The following is an 18,051-nucleotide window of genomic DNA, read 5'->3' as shown; positions in this document are numbered from 1 at the left end:
ATGGTCTTTCTAGCTTTGGTCCTTTTTACGAGGTCGGAACACTATTACAAGACCGCGATTTCCCCAGTCCTCGAAAGGCATACCCAAAACGCATCAGCTGGACCCCAGCGCCGACCGCGATCGTGCGCCTCTTGAAGCTCTTCAGCTCCATCGGCCTTCTGCTCGGCCCATTCGCGCTTCAGTTCCGCGTTCACGTCACGCCGGTTAAAGCGTTCGGGCTCAAAGTGCCGCAGGGGATCGTCCTCGTCCTCGTATCCATCGATCTCATCATCGTCGTCCCCGCCGAACCACGGCGCGAATTTGCCAAAGCCTAGACGCTCGACGAATGCTGCATAACCCTCCGGTCCGCCGATATCTTCAGGCGGCCCGGCGCGAGCGCCGCCGACACAGATTGGATAGAACTTCCTGTCCTGGCGTTCTAGCCGGGCCTCGATGCGGATCACATGCACCCAGAGGTCACCGAAGTCATATTCGTAGAGAATACGCTGACGCAGCCGGAAGCGAAGGTCGGCCAGCATGATTTCGTGACCGTTCTCCCAATGCCGCTCGCCAGTCCACATCGTACGGTAATGGCGGCCGTGGATGTGGAAAGCATGAAGATGATAATCCTCCCAGCCGAGCACGATCTGAACAACCCGATGAAATCCGTAGAGCGTCGTGTCGGCGGGAATCAGCACGCGTCGCCAGATCATCGGCGAGATGCCAAGAAGGCTGATCTTCAGCTGGTAGATGGTGTTCGAGGTGTCGGACATGACTTCTGGAGCCTAGCCCAACCATCGGAGCGCCCCCAAGTTTTTCATGCTCTCCAACACGTAGCGGCATCGCTGGCGTTGTGGGCGGCATCGGCAAGCACCGAGAGGCTGCCGGAGATCAGGCCCCCGACAATCTGAGCCACCGTGATGCCGACATTGAGCGCGATCACAATCAGCAGGCACTTTCCCCTGCCTGCCGCGCTGCTTTCCGAGTGGTCGTGCATCAGTTTCGCCTCTCCAGTATCAATTGATGGACCTCACACAAAGCGCGGTTCAGCCTTGCTCCGAGTGTGGGCTTCGATCCGCGCCGCCCAAAGGTGCGCTTGAAATTCCTGGCCGGTACTGGCTGAGGATGGAAGGGACGGAGGCGTGTCGTCGCTCAAATTGACGGATCCATGCTGCGAGCAGGACGATGCCGGCGACTATGTAGATCATGCCGCAAATCACCCACATGATGAGACCCGCAATCTGCTGGTCTTCGAGCGGCGTCAGGCCCCAGGTGAGCGGACTGTCGCCATAGCCGAGGTAGAGCGGTCTGGGAGCAAAGGTGAGGAGCGCGCCGAGTAATCCTGTATGCATCATCGTCAGGAACGACAGACCGGCCGTCTCGGCATATCCGACACCTTGCCGACGGCCCGCGTGGGCCAGCGCGTGCCAGAACAAAAGACCGCCCATGAAAAAGCTGAAATGCATGGCGGCGTGGATCGCACCGTTCTCGAGAGCGGCTTCGATGGCGCTGGGAGCATGCCAGCCCCAAAGGACAAGTGCTTCGATCACGAAAGCCGGGAACGGCAGCGTCATCCAATTCCAGAGCTTGCGCAGCAGGCGGGCTCGTAGAAGAGCTCCGACAACTCGCCGACCGCGAGGCGGAAGGCTCCAGACCAGGATCACCGGGCGCCCGAGCCAGAGCAGCGGCGGAACAACCGCGGTCAGCACGATGTGCTGTGCCATATGCGCCGAGAACAGGACTTCCCCGAGCGCGTCGAGCGGCCAGACCATCGCGAGAAAGAAGCTAGCCATGCCCGCCGCGAAGCTCGCGACTTTCCATGGGGCGATCCCGCGCCCGATCCCTGCCCGGCGCCATAGCTGCCCGACTCCCACCGCATAGCCGGCAGCGATCACCACGAACATGGCGAGGACAATCGGATCCAACGTCCAGGCTGACGAAAGATCGGCGGGCCCCTCCGGCGAGCTAGCCATATGCGCTTCGGCAAGTCGGGGGAGCAATGTTAAAGCGCCAAAGAATACAGCGACGCTCGCCAGATACATACCTAGACGTCTTTTCCAGAAATGATTGTCCCTAATGCACACTGATTTTATCCAATCAAAGCGAAAGACAAACAATCCAAAAAATGGACACGGGCTTAGGCATGCTTGGCCTAAACTCTGCGTTGCTCGCGAGGACACCGCATTTTTGTGAGGCACTTGTCTTCCTGGGCAACCAAAGATTCACGGTTCTTGGCTTAAAATATCAGTCACCGCATAATGATGCAGGAGACGAGAGATGACCAACCGACGGAGGTTTTTGGCGGGCATCCTTGCATTCGCCGCGCTGCCAGAACCGGCGGCTGCACATGATGTGTTTCAGCTCGATCCGCGATATCTGCCGCAAATCGTTCTTCTCCCCGGATACGAGCCCGGCACCATCATTGTCGACCCGAAGGCGAAGTTCCTTTACCTCATGGAGGAAGCCGGCTATGCTCGACGCTATGGCATCGGCGTCGGCCGGGCAGGTCTGGTCTTTTCCGGCGCTGCCGTAGTCGGAAGAAAGGCTGAATGGCCGCGATGGACGCCTACACCGAACATGATCAGGCGCGAGCCGGCAAAGTATGCCAAATACGCCGGCGGCTTGAAGGGCGGCCCGGGAAACCCTCTCGGCGCCCGGGCGCTTTACCTCTACCGCAACGGTCAGGATACCCTTTACCGGATCCACGGGACCACCGAGCCATCCTCCATCGGTAAGGCCGTCTCGAACGGCTGCATCCGAATGATCAACGACCACATCATCGACCTCTATGATCGCGTCAGCGTTGGAGCCGAGGTGGTGGTAGTGCAGTGACCACTCACGTGTCCTTTGCTGCGGCCGTTCGACCACTTCCCTGATCACTCAAGCTTCTGTTCAATGACGGCGGCCATCTGCTCGGGAGACAACGCGCCGGCGTGCTTGTCGCCATTCACAAAGAAGGTCGGGGTCGCATCGACGCCGAACTCCTGCTGACCGCGCTCCTGCGTTTCAACGATCTTCTGCTGGAGTTCCTTATCGTTCAGGCAGGCGGCGAAGCTTTCCTGGGTGAATCCGGCCAGCTTGGCGATGTTGAGGAGCGCCGTCGAGGCGTTTTCCGCCCTCGCCCACTTGTCCTGCTGCTGGAACAGGACATCGATCATCGCGGTGCGCCTGGCGTCGTCTTGCGTGCAGCGCGCCAGCATGAAAGCTGCCAGCGCGCGCGGATCGAACGGGAACTCCCGGATGATCAGCTTGGCCTTGCCGGTGTCGATGTAGTCTGCCTTGATCGCCGGATAGCTGTTCTCGTGGAAGTTTGCGCAGTGGCCGCAGGTCATCGAGGCATATTCGACGATGGTGACGGGCGCGTTCGGATCGCCGATCACAATGTCGGGCAGCGGGCCCTCGGCCATCAACTCGGCGACATCCGCCGAGCCAGAGGACTCCGGCGCCTCGACGCCTGTGGCAACGCCCGCTGCTGAAGTTGCCGTTTGCGCCGTCTCCGCCTCGGTTGCCGGTTGTGCCGCTGCGCTGGTGCTCCCGACCGCCGAGCATCCGAGGATCGCGAGAAGAAAAACGCCCGGAACGAGCCCTGCGATTTCGCGAGGTGGCTGCATTGAAGTAACTGCTTGAGCTCTGCGTCGGCTCATAGGTGCGATCACTGCTGGTCTCCATAATTTGAGGATGATGGGCGGGCCTCCGACCGTCTATGTCTCCGAAAAGATGGTGAAGACGACGAAGCCGATAAACAGAAGCGGTTGGTGGAGAAGGTAGATGGGCAGCGTCTGTTGCCCGATCCACGCCACTCTCCTGACAACGGCTCCGTTTGCAGGCTTTGGCGGTGCATCCCGCACTGCTCGTCTGGACAGGAAAAGCCGAGTTGAGCCAACCCCGGCGAGCGTGACGCCGAACCACGGAAACACGGGAACGAAGTCGTTCGCCATCGGGGGCTCGGCGGCGAAGCCGATCCAGGCGAGGATCCTGGGATCGAAGAGAGATGTCTCGAAGAAGAGAGGCGCCGCGAGCATCGCAAGGGACGCCAGGAAGACGAGCCCAATCGGAAGACGGAGAAAGGCGAGCCCGAGGACCGAGGCCACCGCGATCGAATGCAGGACCCCGAAATAGATGAACCCTTCGGGAAACAGGAAATAGGTGATGATCGAAATCGCGGCTGCGGCGGCGACAAGTTTGACGAGCCGTTTGAGAAACTTGCGCCAGAGAACTTTGCTGTGGTGGGCCAGGACAAGGCTGACGCCGGCGAGGAACATGAAGGAGCCGGCAAGGACGCGTGCGAAGGCCGTTACCGGCTCGCTGAACATCAGATCGGGCGTAATGTACCCGAAGAAATTCAGGTCCCAGCCGAAGTGATAGACGACGACGCCGATGATGGCCAAGCCGCGCCATACATCGACGAAGATGTACCGAGCGGACGGGGCAGGCTTGGTTTGGACGTCGCTTACGCCGGTTGCGGTGTCGTTCCGGCTTTCAAAGACAGCCGACATCAGATGCCGCGGCCGCCAATCAGGAAACAGGCCGCTCGGCGTTCTGCTGCCAGACGAGCCTGCTTCTCTGCAAGATCGGTGGAGCGCACAGCGCCCGAACGTCCAGAAAGGGAAGAGGTCATCGAACAGCTCCTTGATCATCGTCCTGGCCGCCCTTAGCTCCTATAGCAACTAGAGGAGCAAGCGAAAAATGGCTGAGCGTGGATTTTCCATCGGCGAGGCTTCAAAGCGCAGCGGTGTGAAGGTCACGACCATCCGGTTTTACGAGGAAATCGGCCTGATCTCGTCTCCGATCCGCACCAGCGGCAACCGTCGCCAGTACGGCGAAGAGGAGATCGACCGCCTTACCTTCATCCGGCATGCGCGCGAGCTCGGGTTCGAGATCGAGGACATACAAGGTCTCCTTGCCATGGCAGAGAGGCCCAACGCCTCGTGCCAAGAGGCCGACCGGATCGCCCGTCATCACCTCAAGGGAGTGGACCACCGGATCAACCAGTTGAACCTGCTTCGCAAGGAGCTTCAGCGCATGATCGATGAATGCGGGCACGGGCGGGTGTGTGACTGCCGCGTCATTCAGACGCTCGCGGACCACGCCCATTGTCAGCACCACTTGGCGAGCGGGTGAGTTCGGAAGGCCGCCGAAGTATCGCTTGCTCCTACAGCGGCTGGAGGTTTTATCCACGTCTTCAGTCAATGGTCCGCTGGATGGAAAGCGCTGATGAAACGATTTCTGCACAATCTGGCGGTCGGAATATGCTCCTTGGTTTACGCCCTTGTCGGCCTCGTCTTCGGCGTGTGTACGGGCTTCATCGTCGTGCAGCTCATTCAGCTCATTTTCGGTGTCACCATGGTCTCTCCGGCCGTCCGGTGGGCGGTTGCGGGCTGGGCGATCGTCCTCGCGGTGTTCGCCGCCAGCGCGTATCTCAGGTCGCCCGCCGGCGATCGGTTCTCGCGAGGGGAGAGCTGATCTGGGAATAATTGCGGCCTGTATGCCAGGGTCGGGGACCGGTGCCCGATTTCCCGCTTCAGTCATCCCAAGGAGCCGCAAGTCCATAGCGGCGACCAGCACGAGCACGGAGAGAAACAGCACTGCGGGATCGAGAAGTTTGTCTTTCGGATGAACTCGTCTCTTGCATGCGTTCCCTGAGATGACCTAAATCAAATTCTGTTCTTCGAAGCTCTTCGCCGCCTGGATTGCTGTTTGCGCCCCCTCGAGATCTCCTGCTTCAAAGGAGAGGCGCTTTGCTCGCCTGCCGGGGCATATGCGCACAATATCCGGAATCCAGTGTTATGTTCGGCAAGCTTATGATTGCATGCGATGCGACGCGCCATGACTTGGATCCGAATGCAGCGCAACCGATGGGTTCTGGACCAGCTTGATCTTCGGCCGGATCAGCGCGTCTTGTTGCTCGGCTGCGGAACCGGCGACGATGTCGCCGGATGTCTGGCTCGGGGTGTCTTAAAGGTGGTCGGCATCGAGCGGTGCCTGTTCAAGCTCGTGCTGGCCTGCCGCTTCCATCGCGTGCCGAGGCTAATGGGAACTCTCGGTTTGCGTTGGGGCGATCTGCAAACGGCGAGCGACCTGGGGACGCCTTTCGACCGGGTGCTGGTGAAAGCGCCCCCAGGCTCGTTGGCAGCCGAACTCAGGCACTTCTCTCGTAATCTTCGAGGCAAGACGCGGGCTGGGGGAGCCATCGCCGTCGTGACGGAGTGCCAGTCGTCATGGCAGGATGCCTTTGCCGTCGGCGAAGACATTCGGCTGACCTTGATCGGTTCCGGCTGGGTCGGAACGAGCGTCCAGCAACGCCGCGTTCGAGAGTGCTGGGTCATGTTCATCGCCGCAACAGCTCCGTGAGAATTTTCCTCAACTGGCAGGAGATGCGCTCGCAACTGGCCCCTTCGTTCTGTTCCACTCAGGCCTGCGAGGCGCTCGAACTCTCCACCCTGCTGGTACGTGTTTCCGGTATTCCCGGTCCGCTCTTGTAACGTGCGCCAGAGACGTGGGCCTCACGAGCGCGTGTCGGGCCTTCGACGCCTTCACTATCCCGATCTCCAGGTTCGAAATCGATCTGAGTCGTGGCGTGATCGATCCCGAAATCCTCATGCAGGCGCTCCTATGCCGACTGCACGACCGCCCGCGCGTCGGCGGACGGGCCGGGGATACTGACCAAGGCCTGTTGCTTGATGCATTCATCACGGGACAGCGGATCCAAGTTCTCGACCATCTCCCACGAGAAGCCCGAACAAACTGCATCAGAGAGCGGAATAGGGACGGCTCGCGGGCACAGGCTCAAGGGACCGGCACCTCCGCGGCGCCTATGCGTCGACGTTCAGCGCGTTTGGCCGCTCGCCATATTGTTGCCTCCCAGGCCCCGTTAACCCCTCGCTAAGGTTAATATCTGATTCTCGGCTCAATCCTGAATGGGGGGCAGAAGCCGGGCATGCCGTTTACGACTTCGAAAAAGAGATTGACTGCCGCGTGAGAGCTCTCATTCACTCGGCCGCGGTGCGTGCCGGCCTGGTCACCGCAATTTCGATCCTTCTGGTCCCGGCTTTGACCGAAGAAGCAGCGTTTCAGGAAAGATCGGCGGCTTCGACTGACGCGACCGGCTTGGCCGAACAGTTGGCAAGCGTCGCCGCGACGTTCGAAGCCACGGAGCTCAAAGAGGCTGCGCTTCCAGCCCCAGCCTTCCCCGCTTCATCGGCAAAGACCTTGAGCACCGTCCCGGTCCCGCGGTCCATGGCGTCCTCCACTCTTGCTGAAAAGGGCGGGCGTGTCATCGCCGCATCTGGGGAAACCCGCCGCAGGCCTATCGGAGCGCCGCAGAGCATCCTTCGAGCAGGTCTCGCGGTCGGTGATGCTGAGATGCGCACGGCGCTCGCCGGACCGCAATCGGCGGAAAGTCGTGTCCTGAGGGCGATGAGCTTCCGCTCCAGGAAGCCGGATTTTCAACCGGCTCAGGCTGAAGAGGGCAAATCTGACAGGCCGGTCAGTTCCCGCTTCGCCGCGCTCGCGCCGAACGCTCCTCCGGTTGCCGGCGCAGCTGGGGAGAAGGAAGACGAACTCCTGACCCTCGCCTATGCTCCGGCACCCGGACCGCGATCGAAATCGGCTGTGTTCGATCACGTTCTGAAGCGCGAGCAAGGTTTCATTCCACCGCTCGGGCCCAAAGATCACTCCTGGGCGGCAACGCCCCTGCCGGTCGCCGCCTATTCAAAAAAGGAGCAAAGCTGTCTTGCCACCGCCATCTACTTCGAGGCTCGTGGCGAGGACGAAAAGGGCCAGGCCGCCGTTGCGCAAGTGATCCTGAACCGCGTCCGCAACCCGGCCTATCCGAACACCATCTGCGGCGTGGTGTACCAGAACCAAAGCTGGAAAAATCGGTGTCAATTTTCGTTCGCCTGCGACGGCATCGAGGATCGCGTCATCGAACGGCGCGCCTATGCGGTCGCCGAGCGCATCGCGCACAAGGTGACGGCCGGAGAGACCTGGATCCAGGCGGTGGGGTCCGCGACCAATTATCATGCCACCTATGTCAAGCCGCGATGGGCGAAGGCAATGGAACGGGTCGACAAGATCGGCCGTCATATCTTCTACCGCACGTTCGCGGGCGGGTGGGATTAAGGCGGTGTGGCTGGCGCACACATGCCTGCTGGATCAAGGGTCTCCCGTGGATGCTTAGGCTGACACCGCAGTTGCGGGATCCGGGATGACCACGATCGGGGCGCCATCCGGAACGCGGCTATAGATATCGATGACGTCCTGGTTCAGGAGCCTGATGCAGCCGGAGGAGACCGCCCGTCCGATCGACCAGGCCTGGTTGGTGCCATGCACGCGGTAAAGCGTGTCTCGCCCGTTCTGGAAGATATACAGCGCCCGCGCTCCGAGGGGATTATCCAGACCGGGCGGCATGCCGCCATTGGCGGCGCTGTACGGCGCCAGCTCGGGCTGCCGCTCGATCATTTCAGCGGGCGGGGTCCAAGTCGGCCATTTGCGCTTGTAGGAAATGACCGCACGTCCCGACCAGGAGAAGCCATCGCGGCCGACCCCGATGCCATATCGCATGGCTTCTCCGCCTTCCCTCACGAGGTAGAGATACTTGGCTGGCGTGTCGACGACGAGGGTTCCGACGCGTTCGTCCGTTGGATAATCGACGACCTGCCGCCAAAGCCGCGGCTCAAGTCTCTTGACGTTGACGGCGGGAATCGGGAACCGTTCGTTCGGCATCGCCTGGTACATTGCGGGGACGACGGGTTCCGGTTCGGGAACATCGGCGACAACCAAGCGCGCGCGCTCCTGCGTGGCCACGCAACCTGACAGGGCGACGGCGGCCAGCCCGACCAGGAAGACGCGGCGATGGACATTGCCGACGACGGTGCCAGGACGGTGGTGAGATGAACAGGTGGGCAGAGATTGACCGTCGGACGTGCTCTGCCGCTTCTTGAGATCGGACATGCCTTTTCCTCGGAATTGGATCGGACCACGCGGCACAAAATCCTAATCGGATCCTGGAACTCGCGTTCGCTGGTTCATGGATGAACGCGCCCCTGCGACAGGAGCTTTAAGAGTGCTCGCTCTGCGGGCAGCACCGGCCCCGAAATGAAACGCGACGAAAGCGTTCGCGACAGATGATTCTTCTCAGAGCGAAGGAATTGGCGGCCGATCAATAAGGCCTGGCGTGCAGCCTGATCCGAGGATCGTTGTGTCCGAATAAGATGTTGAAAAAGCCTTGAGGGTGACGAGGGCGGGCGGGCAAGCCTGTACGGCCGCCGCCTTGCAGTGCTGGTTGTGGGGCTGACCGGTCTCGCTCGACTCCGCCGGTGCCGGTGTCCGGCTGCTGGTGAAATCCGCTGCCGTCACGACAAACACCAATGCATCCCTATCCAACGCGAGTGGATCGCTGCAAAGGTCGGATACGGCCTTCGCATGACCTACCGCCCCAAGCAGGAAACAAACCAGCAACGCATGTCGGATGAAGGTGGTCATTTAGCGCTTATACAAGGGGTATCGTTGCCTTCGACTTAAGCTGCGAGCAGGGTTTGGGATTTCGCTCGCCAAACGAAGCTGGACGTCATCGAGGCATGCCCAGCCCATGGAACTCGCTATTCACGTTCCCCTACATGTGCTCGATCAGCGGCATGCCGTGATGGTGGTCCTCGATCTCGGCCCTCTCGGCCCTGACCTGCGCCACGACCACTTCCGAGGCTCCATCCGCATAGAAGACCTCCAGATCGATTTGTTCGCCCGCGCGAGGCATCCTTTCACCGGGATCGATCGACAGATAAACTCCTCCAGGGCGCATCAGCAGCTCGGAATGTGCAGGAATGGAAAGTTTTTCGCGCATGACTGCCTCTGTTTCGGCTCCGGTTTTCATCGTCTGCACGAACTTGATCTCCTCGAAAACTTGGCTGCGGACGTCCGTGATTATCGCGCTTTGACCGGTCCCGTTCCAGATAATTAGATAGCCCTCCAGCCGAGGCTTGCTGGATTTGGATGAGATCAGGATGTCCGAATGCTCGACGACAATTGCGGATAAGGAACTTGGCTCTAGGTCGCCGTCGGCGGCCAAACCGATACTGCTTTGAACGATGAGGACGGCAGCGGTCGCGAGCAGCGGCAGAGGACGAAGGGACATCGTGTGGAACCTTGGAAGGGCATCCGGCGGCGCTGGGGCATCTACCGATCGATGGGAGCACGTCATTCGGGCCCTCACGTGTTCATTTCACGCAAGGTGTTGATGTACGTCTCCGGGAACAGAAGCGACGGTGGTGTCCGCAGGCCCATATATTGAGCAATGTCCCCGACGAAGGCGCTGCAATTGTAGAGAACGGCATGCCAGACCGGCGAGCTGGCCTGCAACTCTCGAATGTAGCCGACAACGTCGTCATACTCGGCCTTGGTCAGATCGATACGATAGTTCGCGGTCATGTACTGGTCCTCAAGATCGCCGTCACTGGGTCCGGTTTCCGAGGGAACGGGGATGATGTGCCCAAGCACGTAGGGAATGTCGCTGGTCGAGGCAGGGTGGAGGCCTGCAACTTCACGGGTGAGGATCTGCCCCTGAGCGTTGCGCTTGCCGAACATCGCGAAGGTGTGGCCGTAGCTCTCTGCCGTGCGCGCTCGGAACTCCAGATAGTAAAGGTCCTGAGTTGCCTCCGTCGAAGTGCCCGCCGTCGACGGGGCCGCGCCGACCGCCGCATCGATTGCCAGCGCCGCATTCGACGGCGCTGGCAGGGACGACATATCGGTCGAGCTTCCGGTGGACGTACAACCCGCCGAAAGAGCGCACATGACGCCCAGCACCGCATTCCTGAACGGCTTCGTCATCCTTGGTTCTGCCTCACTTTGTTGTGTCCGCGTCGATCCCTCGTCCGGCATGACCGGTTGTATTTGTTGCGTGGGGCCGATCAATCGGCAAGCATAACAGGCCCACTGAGAACCTAGCTGTATATCCGTGTTTAAGCTGGCACTTGGCGCAGCTTAGATTGCGAGCAGGCGTTCGATTTTTTGCCTCTGCACCTCGGTCGATTCATGAATGTCCAGAGTTCCGAAGAAACTGCCCTCCCGGTCGAACAGGTAGACTCCCGCCGAGTGGTCCACGGTGTAGTTCCCGTCCTCGAGTGGGACGACCTCGCGATAGGCCTTAAAGGCGGAGAACGCAGCGTCGACCTCCTCCCCCGTTCCGGTCAATGCGACGATCCTTGGATCAAAGGACTGCAAATATTCCTTCAGCCGCTCCGGCGTGTCGCGCTCCGGGTCGCCTGAGATCAGCAGAACCTGCAGATCGTCGCCTTGCGGCCCCAGCTCATCGAGCAGCACGGAGAGTTCGCCGAGGGTGGTCGGACAGATATCGGGGCAATTGGTGAAGCCGAAGAACAGCGCCACGGGCTTGCCTCGGAAATCGGACCAAGTCCGCCGTTGTCCCTCGTGGTCGATCAGCGAGAACTCCCCGCCGATGTCGGCGACACTGGTCGACGCCGCGGATCCGGACGGCGGTTGGCTTGCGCTTTGCAGAACCATCAGTCCTGCTGCGGAGCCGAGCATCAGGAAAAGCGCGCCGACCGCGGCCCAGAGCGTCCAGCGGAACGCGCGCAGAGTCATCGGCCATGCCCTTCGTGCTGGTCTGCAGCCGTTTTCGCACTGCCACCAAAGCCCTCGACCGCGAACTCGATCGGGACTTCGCCTGCCCGCTCGAAGAGAAGGGTGCCGAAGAAGGCCTCACCTTCCTTGATAGGTTCCTTCAGGCCGGTCAGCATCGCGTGCGTGCCGCCGGGCTCCAGCGCGACCGTTGCCCCTGGAGGGATGGCAAGGCCGCCCTCGACCGGGCGCATCCGAGCCACGCCATCGACCGTTTCGGACGTGTGAAGCTCGAACCCTTCCGATACTTCGGCCGAGCCGCCGACCAGCCGTTCCAGCTCGGACCCGTTGTTGGTGATCGCCACGTAGCCTGCGCCGGTCGGCGCGCCCGGCGGCGTTGTCCGCGACCAGGGATGACCGATGACGAGGTCTCCGGCGTTAAACTCATGTGCGGCGGCCGCCCCACTCAGAGCGACAGCCATGGCAATCGTGATCGGCAGTCTCATTGCGCGGAAGTCTCCTTCTTCGGATAGGTCGCGTAGATATCGGCCGTCCCGTCCTCCCGGACGATTAAAACGTCGTAGGGTTCGTCGCTCTCGCCCATGCCGGGTGATCCCGCCGGCATATCGGGGACCGTCAGGCCGATTGCGTCGGGCCGCTCCGCGAGGAGGCGGCGAACTTCCTTCGCCGGTACATGGCCTTCAATGATGTAGCCGTCGACGAAGCCCGTGTGGCAGGAGGTCTGGCCCTGCTTCAGGCCGGCGTTCATTTTCTTGGCGTAGAGGTCCGCCATGGGAAGGTTTTCGTTCGTAACCTCGAAGCCGGCGCCCTCCAGATGCTTGATCCAGCCGATGCAGCAGCCGCAGCCTGACGTCGAGAAGACCTCGACACTCTCGGCTGCGGCCGAGGCGAGCGAGGAGGTCATGAGCAGTCCCGCGATCGCCGCCAATCCCGATTTCCCATATCCGTGCATTTTGTTCTCCTTGTCTGTTCCGTGCCGGAAGGCCGCTTCAAACCCACCGACGAACCTGTGTCCGATATGCGGCGTATTGCGCTCCGAAGGCGTCCCCGAGGTATCGCTCTTCGTCCCGCACCTGGATCTGGCAGGCGAGCCAGAACACTGCCGCGCACGCGATCATGACCGGGGACGACAACGCTGCGGCGAGCCCGACCGCCAGCGTCAGCATTGCGAGGAACACCGGGTTGCGCGAGAAGCCAAATAAACCCGCCGTGACCAGCGCGTCCGGGGCGGCGTCCGGAACGCCAACCCGCCAGCGCCGTCCCATGTTCGACTGCGCGAACATCGTCAGAAGCGAGCCACCCAGCGCCAGCGCCAGCCCGGCATACCGCATCCAGGCCGGATCGGCGAAAAGCGGCACCAGGACGGCCCAGTCCAGGCCCGCCGCATGCCCGGCCGTGCTGAGCAAGGCCGCGACGACGCTCACGCGGAACAGGCCCTGCGCGACCTGCTGCCGGGTTGATCCGCCGAAGCCGTAGGCCTTACGCCCAATCTCGGACGAGGTTCGCCGCGTGGCGACCATCAGCCACAGGCAGGTCGCCGCCAGGAAGACAAGGGGACCGAAGCGAAGGAGATCCTCCATCAACCTGCCTTCCAACCGAGCAGCCGCATGGCGTTGGCCGTGACCAGCACCGTCGCGCCCGTGTCGGCGAGGATAGCGGGCCAAAGCCCGGTGATGCCAAGGAGCGTCGTAACCAGGAACACCGCCTTCAGCCCTAGCGCGATCGTGATATTCTGACGGATGTTGCCCATCGTCTTGCGGGAAAGGGAGATCATGTCCGGGATGTCGCGGACCCGGGCGTGCAGGATGGCGGCATCTGCCGTCTCCAGCGCCACGTCCGTTCCCCCGCCCATGGCGATGCCGATATCGGCAGCGGCAAGCGCCGGTGCGTCGTTGATGCCGTCACCCACCTTAGCGACGAAATAGCCGCTGTTCTGAAGCTCGCGGACAACCTGTTGCTTGTCCTCGGGCAGGAGCTCCGCTCGGGCTTCGATGCCAAGTCCTGTCGCTACAGCATCCGCGGTCCGATGGTTGTCGCCGGTCAGCATGATCGTCCGGATGCCCGCCCTCTTCAGAACCGCCAAGCCATCTTTGGCATCCGGGCGGGGCTCATCGCGGATGGCGATGAAGCCTGCAATCGTGTCATCCACAAGCGCCACAGAAACTGTCTTGCCCTGCCTGTTGAACTCGGAGATCGTCTCTTGCTGTTCCTGCGAGATTGCTGCGCGCTTGGAGGCGGCCTGAGGAGATCCAAGGAAGACCCGTTCACCGCCGACGCTACCAAGAACCCCTTCTCCGGCAATCGCCTCTGAATCAGAGGCTGGGGGGATCGGCACGCCTTCAGCCTTCGCTTTCTGCAGAATGGCGATAGCGAGGGGATGACTGGAACCCTGTTCCAGCGCCGCAGCAAGCGACAGAACATCCTGATGAGATCGCTTCCCCGGTATAACGGCCGTGACGGACGGACGCCCCTCAGTAAGCGTTCCCGTTTTGTCGAGCGCGACGACGGTAATTTTGCCAAGCCCCTCAAGAGCGGCGCCGCCCTTCATCAGGAGACCCCGCCGGGCGCCTGCGGAGAGACCTGCCGCGATCGCCGCCGGCGTCGAGATGACGAGGGCGCAGGGGCAGCCGATCAGAAGAATGGCGAGACCCTTGTAAATCCACTCCTCCCACACGGCGCCGAACAGGAGCGGCGGCAGGATTGCGGTTATCGCCGCGACGACCAGCACGCCAGGGGTATAGAAGCGTGAGAAGCGGTCAATGAAGCGTTCCGTCGGAGCCTTGCTCTCCTGTGCCTCCTCGACCAGCCGCACCACGCGCGCGATGGTGTTGTCGGCCGCCGCGGCCGTCACCTTGATGCGGAGCACGCCGTCCGTGTTGATCGTGCCGGCGAAGACAATGTCTCCCCCACCCTTGCGTTTCGGAACGCTCTCGCCGGTGACCGGCGCCTCGTCGATTTCGCTCAATCCCTCGACGATCACCCCGTCCGCCGCGATGCGATCGCCGGGACGAACCATGATGATCGAGCCGACTGTGAGGCCTTCGGCAGGAACTGCCATCGTCTCACCGTCCTGCTCCAGTAGCGCCGTCCTGGGAACGAGATTTGTAAGGCCCTGAATGCTTTGGCGCGCCCGCCCGGCGGCAACACCTTCCAGCATCTCGCCGATAAGGAAGAGGAGCACGACGGCGGCCGCCTCCTCCGTGGCATCGATGATGACAGCGCCAACGGCGGCGATCGTCATCAGCATTTCGATCGAGAACGGCGTTCCGAACCGAGCCGCCACCACTGCGCGCCGGGCGATCGGGATCAGGCCGACGGCGAGCGCGAGGAGAAAGGCCCAGCGCTCGATGGCGGGGAAAGCCAGACCGGCGAGATAGGCAACGGCCAGAGCCGTCCCACAGGCAAATGACAGCAGCGCCTTCTGGGTACGCCACCAGGGTTGGTCGCCGGCAGACTCATGAGCATGCGAGTGAAGCTCGTCTCCATGATGATGCTCGTGGTTGTGTTCTGAATGCTCATGTGCATGAGAATGCGCACAGGTTGTTCCTTCGGATCTTTTCCCTGAGTCGCTATCTGCCGCGGCCGCGCCGTAACCGAGATTTCTTACCTGCCGTGCGATCGCTTCGCCCGTCAGATCCTCGCCATGGGTCACCGTCATCGTACCAGCCGCGACCGAGACCCCCACGTCTTCCACGCCCGGCAAGCGCCGGACGGCAGTGTCGATTTTGGCGGCGCAGGAGGCGCAATCCATGCCGCTGACGCGAAAACGTGTCTGATGAAGCACCGTTGCCACCGCAAGACCCTCGAAATTCATGAGAGGCAAGCTATTTCCTCCAGCGACTGGAGGAGCAAGGGAGAAAATGCAAAGAGTTGCCCTGATCGTTGCGGCGTCAAAGGCGAGGAAGAGATCAAGGTGGCACGATCTGCTATTGCGGGAAATCGGCCGTCCGTGGTGGCCCATGGCGAGAGCCGGCGGGCAAGCCAATCTCGGGATTTGCAGAAGGAAGGCAGTATCGATGGCAAGGTTCATCGGCCTTCTACCGGTGGTTCCAATCGCCTTAATGGCGAGTGGATCGCTCGCCGCGACGCTCGCCCCGCATCGAGCCGTTTATGATCTCGCTCTGACCTCGAGATCCATGGATCTAATCGACGGTTCGGGCCGGATCGCGATGGAATTTCGACAGGAAACGTGCGGGACCTTCGATCTCGACTACCGCTTTGTCGCCCGTTTCGAGCGCGAGGATGCCACCGTGGTGACCGACCAGCAGACGGTTTCCGCCGAGGATGCCGCCGCCAACACGTTCACCTTCACCACGAGAACGTTCGTTGATGGCGCTGCGGCTTGGGTGATCCGGGGGAAAGCGACCAATTCGGACTCGTCGACAAGGGTCGAGCTGGAAGAGCCTGAAGCGAGAAGCTTCGACCTTCCGCTATCCGTCTTTCCGTCTGCCCACACCATGGAGCTGATCGAGAAGGCGAAGGCCGGCGAGAGGATCGTGGAGACCAAGCTCTTCGACGGCGACAATGAGGCCGATAAGCTCCTTTCCACGACGGCCATCATCACTGCGGTCGGAGAGGAGACGTCTTCCGACGAAGGTGTGGGGCGGGTGACCGACGACGCTCGCGAGGTGCCCGAAAAACTCGACGGATTGCGGGCCTGGGAAGTGAAGGAAGTCTACTACAACAGCGACAGCGATCCCGACGGGCTGCCGCTCTTCGAAACCACTTACACCCTCTACGAGAACGGCATTTCCGGAGAGATCGCTTTCGAGACGGGAGACTACGGGTTCGCGGGGACGTTGACCCAACTCGAGCTCTTCGAAGTACCGGACTGCCGGCCGCAATGATCGTGAATGGATCACAGCGAAAACAAAAAGAGTTCACCGGAATCCGCTCTTCCCATTCTCCGTGCGTTGGCGAACAGCTCCTCGAGAGGGATGCTCAAGGCACCGCCACGTCCGCTGCAATAGGAAGGTCGGTTAGATTGGAGGATCTCGCATTGTAAAGCAGTAGGGTCCATCCTGCGGGGCGGGCCTTCTCTTCAGCCGGCCATGTCCTAATCAACGCACGCTTCCGACCAGTATCCCGCGATCGTCGGCGATCCCGACCCATTTGCCGGCGTGCTTCTCGGACTGGCGCTTCAGGTAGAGATAGACCGTATCCTCCCAGTCGAGGACGCGCTGATCGAGATTGTCGAGGATGAAGTCGCCGCGGTCGGTGCGCACGGTCAGAACCGCGTGGCCGGCGCCGCTCGGCTGGCGCAGGACGGTGATCAGAAGCGCGGAGCGAGGAAAGCCTTCGCGCTCCAGCATGTAGCGCTTCAGAAGAGCGTAATCCTCGCAATCGCCTTCGGTGGTCGGATAGGACCAGAGCTCGGGAACGCCGTGCATCTCCTCGTCGGTCCGCGGTGCGATTGCGACATTCACCGCATCGTTGATTTCGAGCATCGTCTGCCAGGTGCGATCGTCGAGCCGCGCTTTGGCGACGATGTCGTTCTGCGTGCAGTCCTGCGGATAAATCTTGCAGAATTCGTAGTGCCCCACCGGCTGGGAGGTCGGCCCGGTGACGGCCATCTCGGCGTTGGCCTCGTGACCTGAAAGAAGCAAAACACCCAGTGCGATGGTCAATGCGGTATTGCGAATGATGTTATGCACTGTCGTGTCTCCCTGTCGATGCAAGGGGAGATTGACATCCTAGATTTACTTCCAATCCAATTTAGATCCGACAATTTGTTCCAAATATGCACCGAGGAATTCAGGACTTATACTTGCAAACGATTGAATGGAATACGGCGAATTTCGCCTCGGACGGCAAGGGTCCGGCAACCCTAACGATGCCCGGCTTTACGGTGATTGACGAGCCGAAGCCCCGCCTTGTTGTCCTTAAGGCAGGAAGGTTAACGCGCCAGGCCGATGTGACCCCCTCGCCATTAACCATGCCCCTGACGCTCGGATCCCGCGAGGTTGTGCGGGATTAAGCAAAGGTTAACGCCAGCCGATTTTCGGGTTAACGCGCGAACCGAGTGGACCCGCGACAGGCCGAGGCAGATAAAAAATATTCGAGAAACAAGGCAAGTGGTGGAGGAAGCGAGATTGCCGCCGAACCTTCGCTGGAAGAGGGCGTCTCGGATGCAGCGGCGCGTCACAGGCAAACGGCAGTAGCGGCCAATTCCGATATGCCTCTTATCTCTTGGATGCCCGTTTCTACCCGTCGCGTGCCCAGGCGATGGCGGCGTCGCGTTCGCTTGTATCGAACCATTTCAGCTTGGCGCCCGTCGCGAGATCGGCAGCCGATGCGCCCCATTTGATCCAGGCTTGATCGGCGACCATCGCGACGCGTGAGAGATCGTCGCTGCGCTTCGCGTCGATCTTCATGTCCTGCCTGTACCGGGGCAAGGATTTGAGACAGGATTCTGGGCTTAAGCGGCTTGCCTGATGTTCATGCTTTGCTCTTGTCTGATCGCCGCCGGCGGTCTGT

The 18,051-nt window shown here is 61.2% G+C and carries 24 protein-coding genes; 6 read left to right on the top strand and 18 right to left on the bottom strand.

The window, feature by feature from the left end; genetic code table 11:
• Positions 1-44: 44 nt before the first annotated feature.
• From B9A15_RS10430 to B9A15_RS10420, 3 genes are read right to left on the bottom strand one after another with little or no spacing between them, the layout of a single operon-like run.
• On the bottom strand, positions 45-752 hold the full coding sequence (locus B9A15_RS10430; protein ID WP_084410009.1) for a plasmid pRiA4b ORF-3 family protein: 708 nt from the start codon (positions 750-752) through the stop codon (positions 45-47).
• Between the two features lie 44 nt (positions 753-796).
• Positions 797-976: a cation efflux transmembrane domain-containing protein gene (locus B9A15_RS10425; protein WP_084410008.1), complete on the bottom strand. Its 180-nt coding sequence runs from the start codon at positions 974-976 to the stop codon at positions 797-799.
• Between the two features lie 49 nt (positions 977-1,025).
• Entirely contained in the window at positions 1,026-2,021 is a 996-nt protein-coding gene (locus tag B9A15_RS10420) for a cytochrome c oxidase assembly protein (protein WP_084410007.1), read from the bottom strand.
• 235 nt (positions 2,022-2,256) lie between these two features.
• On the opposite strand from B9A15_RS10420, the gene B9A15_RS10415 reads away from it, so the two are divergent.
• Positions 2,257-2,811 carry a L,D-transpeptidase gene (locus B9A15_RS10415; protein ID WP_084410006.1) on the top strand — a complete coding sequence of 185 codons (555 nt, stop codon included), beginning with the start codon at positions 2,257-2,259 and terminating at the stop codon, positions 2,809-2,811.
• Between the two features lie 44 nt (positions 2,812-2,855).
• On the opposite strand, the gene B9A15_RS10410 is transcribed toward B9A15_RS10415, so the two are convergent.
• The 3 genes from B9A15_RS10410 to B9A15_RS23625 all read right to left on the bottom strand — a co-directional run bounded on the left by B9A15_RS10410 (position 2,856) and on the right by B9A15_RS23625 (position 4,597).
• Entirely contained in the window at positions 2,856-3,590 is a 735-nt protein-coding gene (locus B9A15_RS10410; RefSeq protein WP_084410005.1) for a DsbA family protein, read from the bottom strand.
• 90 nt (positions 3,591-3,680) lie between these two features.
• Entirely contained in the window at positions 3,681-4,475 is a 795-nt protein-coding gene (locus B9A15_RS10405) for a heparan-alpha-glucosaminide N-acetyltransferase (protein ID WP_084410004.1), read from the bottom strand.
• Positions 4,475-4,597, bottom strand: a complete 123-nt coding sequence (locus B9A15_RS23625) for a hypothetical protein (RefSeq protein ID WP_273504392.1) — start codon at positions 4,595-4,597, stop codon at positions 4,475-4,477. Before B9A15_RS23625 ends, B9A15_RS10405 begins: the two co-directional genes overlap by 1 nt.
• 68 nt (positions 4,598-4,665) lie before the next feature.
• Between B9A15_RS23625 and B9A15_RS10400 the strand changes: the two genes are divergently transcribed.
• From B9A15_RS10400 to B9A15_RS10390, 3 genes are all read left to right on the top strand, one after another.
• The gene (locus B9A15_RS10400; protein WP_084410003.1) at positions 4,666-5,100 is read left to right on the top strand and encodes a MerR family transcriptional regulator; all 435 of its coding nucleotides are present in this window, start codon (positions 4,666-4,668) and stop codon (positions 5,098-5,100) included.
• A gap of 93 nt (positions 5,101-5,193) precedes the next feature.
• A complete protein-coding gene (locus B9A15_RS10395; RefSeq protein ID WP_084410002.1) occupies positions 5,194-5,442 on the top strand; it encodes a hypothetical protein in 249 nt (82 codons plus the stop codon).
• Between the two features lie 363 nt (positions 5,443-5,805).
• Positions 5,806-6,330 (top strand): hypothetical protein, encoded by a 525-nt coding sequence (locus B9A15_RS10390; protein ID WP_084410001.1) that lies wholly within the window; start codon positions 5,806-5,808, stop codon positions 6,328-6,330.
• Positions 6,331-7,049: 719 nt separating this feature from the next.
• Here the strand turns inward: B9A15_RS10390 and B9A15_RS22945 are convergent.
• Positions 7,050-7,217, bottom strand: a complete 168-nt coding sequence (locus B9A15_RS22945; RefSeq protein ID WP_170923244.1) for a hypothetical protein — start codon at positions 7,215-7,217, stop codon at positions 7,050-7,052.
• A 124-nt stretch (positions 7,218-7,341) separates the two neighbouring features.
• On the opposite strand from B9A15_RS22945, the gene B9A15_RS23370 reads away from it, so the two are divergent.
• Complete coding sequence (locus B9A15_RS23370) at positions 7,342-8,100, top strand: cell wall hydrolase (RefSeq protein ID WP_420537452.1); 759 nt, start codon at positions 7,342-7,344, stop codon at positions 8,098-8,100.
• 54 nt (positions 8,101-8,154) lie between these two features.
• On the opposite strand, the gene B9A15_RS10380 is transcribed toward B9A15_RS23370, so the two are convergent.
• From B9A15_RS10380 to B9A15_RS10345, 9 genes are all read right to left on the bottom strand, one after another.
• Entirely contained in the window at positions 8,155-8,931 is a 777-nt protein-coding gene (locus B9A15_RS10380) for a L,D-transpeptidase (RefSeq protein WP_084410000.1), read from the bottom strand.
• Between the two features lie 183 nt (positions 8,932-9,114).
• On the bottom strand, positions 9,115-9,462 hold the full coding sequence (locus B9A15_RS22515; RefSeq protein WP_139798323.1) for a hypothetical protein: 348 nt from the start codon (positions 9,460-9,462) through the stop codon (positions 9,115-9,117).
• A gap of 130 nt (positions 9,463-9,592) precedes the next feature.
• Positions 9,593-10,111, bottom strand: coding sequence for a copper chaperone PCu(A)C (locus B9A15_RS10375; protein ID WP_170923247.1), 519 nt, complete (start codon positions 10,109-10,111; stop codon positions 9,593-9,595).
• Between the two features lie 74 nt (positions 10,112-10,185).
• The gene (locus B9A15_RS10370) at positions 10,186-10,803 is read right to left on the bottom strand and encodes a hypothetical protein (protein ID WP_139798322.1); all 618 of its coding nucleotides are present in this window, start codon (positions 10,801-10,803) and stop codon (positions 10,186-10,188) included.
• 153 nt (positions 10,804-10,956) lie between these two features.
• On the bottom strand, positions 10,957-11,577 hold the full coding sequence (locus tag B9A15_RS10365) for an SCO family protein (RefSeq protein ID WP_084409997.1): 621 nt from the start codon (positions 11,575-11,577) through the stop codon (positions 10,957-10,959).
• Positions 11,574-12,059 carry a copper chaperone PCu(A)C gene (locus B9A15_RS10360; RefSeq protein ID WP_084409996.1) on the bottom strand — a complete coding sequence of 162 codons (486 nt, stop codon included), beginning with the start codon at positions 12,057-12,059 and terminating at the stop codon, positions 11,574-11,576. The genes B9A15_RS10365 and B9A15_RS10360 overlap by 4 nt, the downstream gene beginning before the upstream one ends.
• Positions 12,056-12,526 (bottom strand): DUF411 domain-containing protein, encoded by a 471-nt coding sequence (locus B9A15_RS10355; protein ID WP_084409995.1) that lies wholly within the window; start codon positions 12,524-12,526, stop codon positions 12,056-12,058. Before B9A15_RS10355 ends, B9A15_RS10360 begins: the two co-directional genes overlap by 4 nt.
• A gap of 37 nt (positions 12,527-12,563) precedes the next feature.
• Positions 12,564-13,154, bottom strand: coding sequence for a methyltransferase family protein (locus tag B9A15_RS10350; RefSeq protein ID WP_084409994.1), 591 nt, complete (start codon positions 13,152-13,154; stop codon positions 12,564-12,566).
• Positions 13,154-15,388: a heavy metal translocating P-type ATPase gene (locus B9A15_RS10345; RefSeq protein ID WP_084409993.1), complete on the bottom strand. Its 2,235-nt coding sequence runs from the start codon at positions 15,386-15,388 to the stop codon at positions 13,154-13,156. The genes B9A15_RS10350 and B9A15_RS10345 overlap by 1 nt, the downstream gene beginning before the upstream one ends.
• A 202-nt stretch (positions 15,389-15,590) precedes the next feature.
• Here B9A15_RS10345 and B9A15_RS10340 point away from each other — a divergent pair, with 202 nt between their 5' ends.
• On the top strand, positions 15,591-16,421 hold the full coding sequence (locus B9A15_RS10340; protein ID WP_170923246.1) for an EipB family protein: 831 nt from the start codon (positions 15,591-15,593) through the stop codon (positions 16,419-16,421).
• Positions 16,422-16,634: 213 nt separating this feature from the next.
• Here the strand turns inward: B9A15_RS10340 and B9A15_RS10335 are convergent, their stop codons facing one another.
• Together B9A15_RS10335 and B9A15_RS10325 are read right to left on the bottom strand one after the other, a co-directional pair.
• Positions 16,635-17,216: a transglutaminase-like cysteine peptidase gene (locus B9A15_RS10335; protein WP_420537454.1), complete on the bottom strand. Its 582-nt coding sequence runs from the start codon at positions 17,214-17,216 to the stop codon at positions 16,635-16,637.
• A gap of 561 nt (positions 17,217-17,777) precedes the next feature.
• On the bottom strand, positions 17,778-17,948 hold the full coding sequence (locus tag B9A15_RS10325; protein WP_170923245.1) for a SpoIIAA family protein: 171 nt from the start codon (positions 17,946-17,948) through the stop codon (positions 17,778-17,780).
• Positions 17,949-18,051: the final 103 nt, after the last annotated feature.

It is taken from the genome of Fulvimarina manganoxydans (assembly GCF_900176465.1).
GTDB classification, from domain to species: Bacteria; Pseudomonadota; Alphaproteobacteria; order Rhizobiales; family Rhizobiaceae; genus Fulvimarina; species Fulvimarina manganoxydans.
Note: the sequence above shows the minus strand (reverse complement) of the source record. Positions and strands in the feature narration are given on the sequence as shown.

Bases quoted from the DNA above. Each gene is read 5' to 3' on its own strand.
- B9A15_RS10340 (WP_170923246.1), top strand. From the start codon at position 15,591: ATGGCAAGGTTCATCGGCCTTCTACCGGTGGTTCCAATCGCCTTAATG.
- B9A15_RS10420 (WP_084410007.1), bottom strand. From the start codon at position 2,021: ATGTATCTGGCGAGCGTCGCTGTATTCTTTGGCGCTTTAACATTGCTC.
- B9A15_RS10370 (WP_139798322.1), bottom strand. From the start codon at position 10,803: ATGACGAAGCCGTTCAGGAATGCGGTGCTGGGCGTCATGTGCGCTCTT.
- B9A15_RS10400 (WP_084410003.1), top strand. From the start codon at position 4,666: ATGGCTGAGCGTGGATTTTCCATCGGCGAGGCTTCAAAGCGCAGCGGT.
- B9A15_RS10360 (WP_084409996.1), bottom strand. From the start codon at position 12,059: ATGAGACTGCCGATCACGATTGCCATGGCTGTCGCTCTGAGTGGGGCG.
- B9A15_RS23625 (WP_273504392.1), bottom strand. From the start codon at position 4,597: ATGACCTCTTCCCTTTCTGGACGTTCGGGCGCTGTGCGCTCCACCGAT.
- B9A15_RS10405 (WP_084410004.1), bottom strand. From the start codon at position 4,475: ATGTCGGCTGTCTTTGAAAGCCGGAACGACACCGCAACCGGCGTAAGC.
- B9A15_RS23370 (WP_420537452.1), top strand. From the start codon at position 7,342: ATGCGCACGGCGCTCGCCGGACCGCAATCGGCGGAAAGTCGTGTCCTG.
- B9A15_RS10350 (WP_084409994.1), bottom strand. From the start codon at position 13,154: ATGGAGGATCTCCTTCGCTTCGGTCCCCTTGTCTTCCTGGCGGCGACC.
- B9A15_RS10355 (WP_084409995.1), bottom strand. From the start codon at position 12,526: ATGCACGGATATGGGAAATCGGGATTGGCGGCGATCGCGGGACTGCTC.
- B9A15_RS10410 (WP_084410005.1), bottom strand. From the start codon at position 3,590: ATGCAGCCACCTCGCGAAATCGCAGGGCTCGTTCCGGGCGTTTTTCTT.
- B9A15_RS10415 (WP_084410006.1), top strand. From the start codon at position 2,257: ATGACCAACCGACGGAGGTTTTTGGCGGGCATCCTTGCATTCGCCGCG.
- B9A15_RS10345 (WP_084409993.1), bottom strand. From the start codon at position 15,388: ATGAATTTCGAGGGTCTTGCGGTGGCAACGGTGCTTCATCAGACACGT.
- B9A15_RS10390 (WP_084410001.1), top strand. From the start codon at position 5,806: ATGACTTGGATCCGAATGCAGCGCAACCGATGGGTTCTGGACCAGCTT.
- B9A15_RS10375 (WP_170923247.1), bottom strand. From the start codon at position 10,111: ATGTCCCTTCGTCCTCTGCCGCTGCTCGCGACCGCTGCCGTCCTCATC.
- B9A15_RS22515 (WP_139798323.1), bottom strand. From the start codon at position 9,462: ATGACCACCTTCATCCGACATGCGTTGCTGGTTTGTTTCCTGCTTGGG.
- B9A15_RS22945 (WP_170923244.1), bottom strand. From the start codon at position 7,217: ATGGACCGCGGGACCGGGACGGTGCTCAAGGTCTTTGCCGATGAAGCG.
- B9A15_RS10325 (WP_170923245.1), bottom strand. From the start codon at position 17,948: ATGAAGATCGACGCGAAGCGCAGCGACGATCTCTCACGCGTCGCGATG.
- B9A15_RS10430 (WP_084410009.1), bottom strand. From the start codon at position 752: ATGTCCGACACCTCGAACACCATCTACCAGCTGAAGATCAGCCTTCTT.
- B9A15_RS10425 (WP_084410008.1), bottom strand. From the start codon at position 976: ATGCACGACCACTCGGAAAGCAGCGCGGCAGGCAGGGGAAAGTGCCTG.
- B9A15_RS10395 (WP_084410002.1), top strand. From the start codon at position 5,194: ATGAAACGATTTCTGCACAATCTGGCGGTCGGAATATGCTCCTTGGTT.
- B9A15_RS10380 (WP_084410000.1), bottom strand. From the start codon at position 8,931: ATGTCCGATCTCAAGAAGCGGCAGAGCACGTCCGACGGTCAATCTCTG.
- B9A15_RS10365 (WP_084409997.1), bottom strand. From the start codon at position 11,577: ATGACTCTGCGCGCGTTCCGCTGGACGCTCTGGGCCGCGGTCGGCGCG.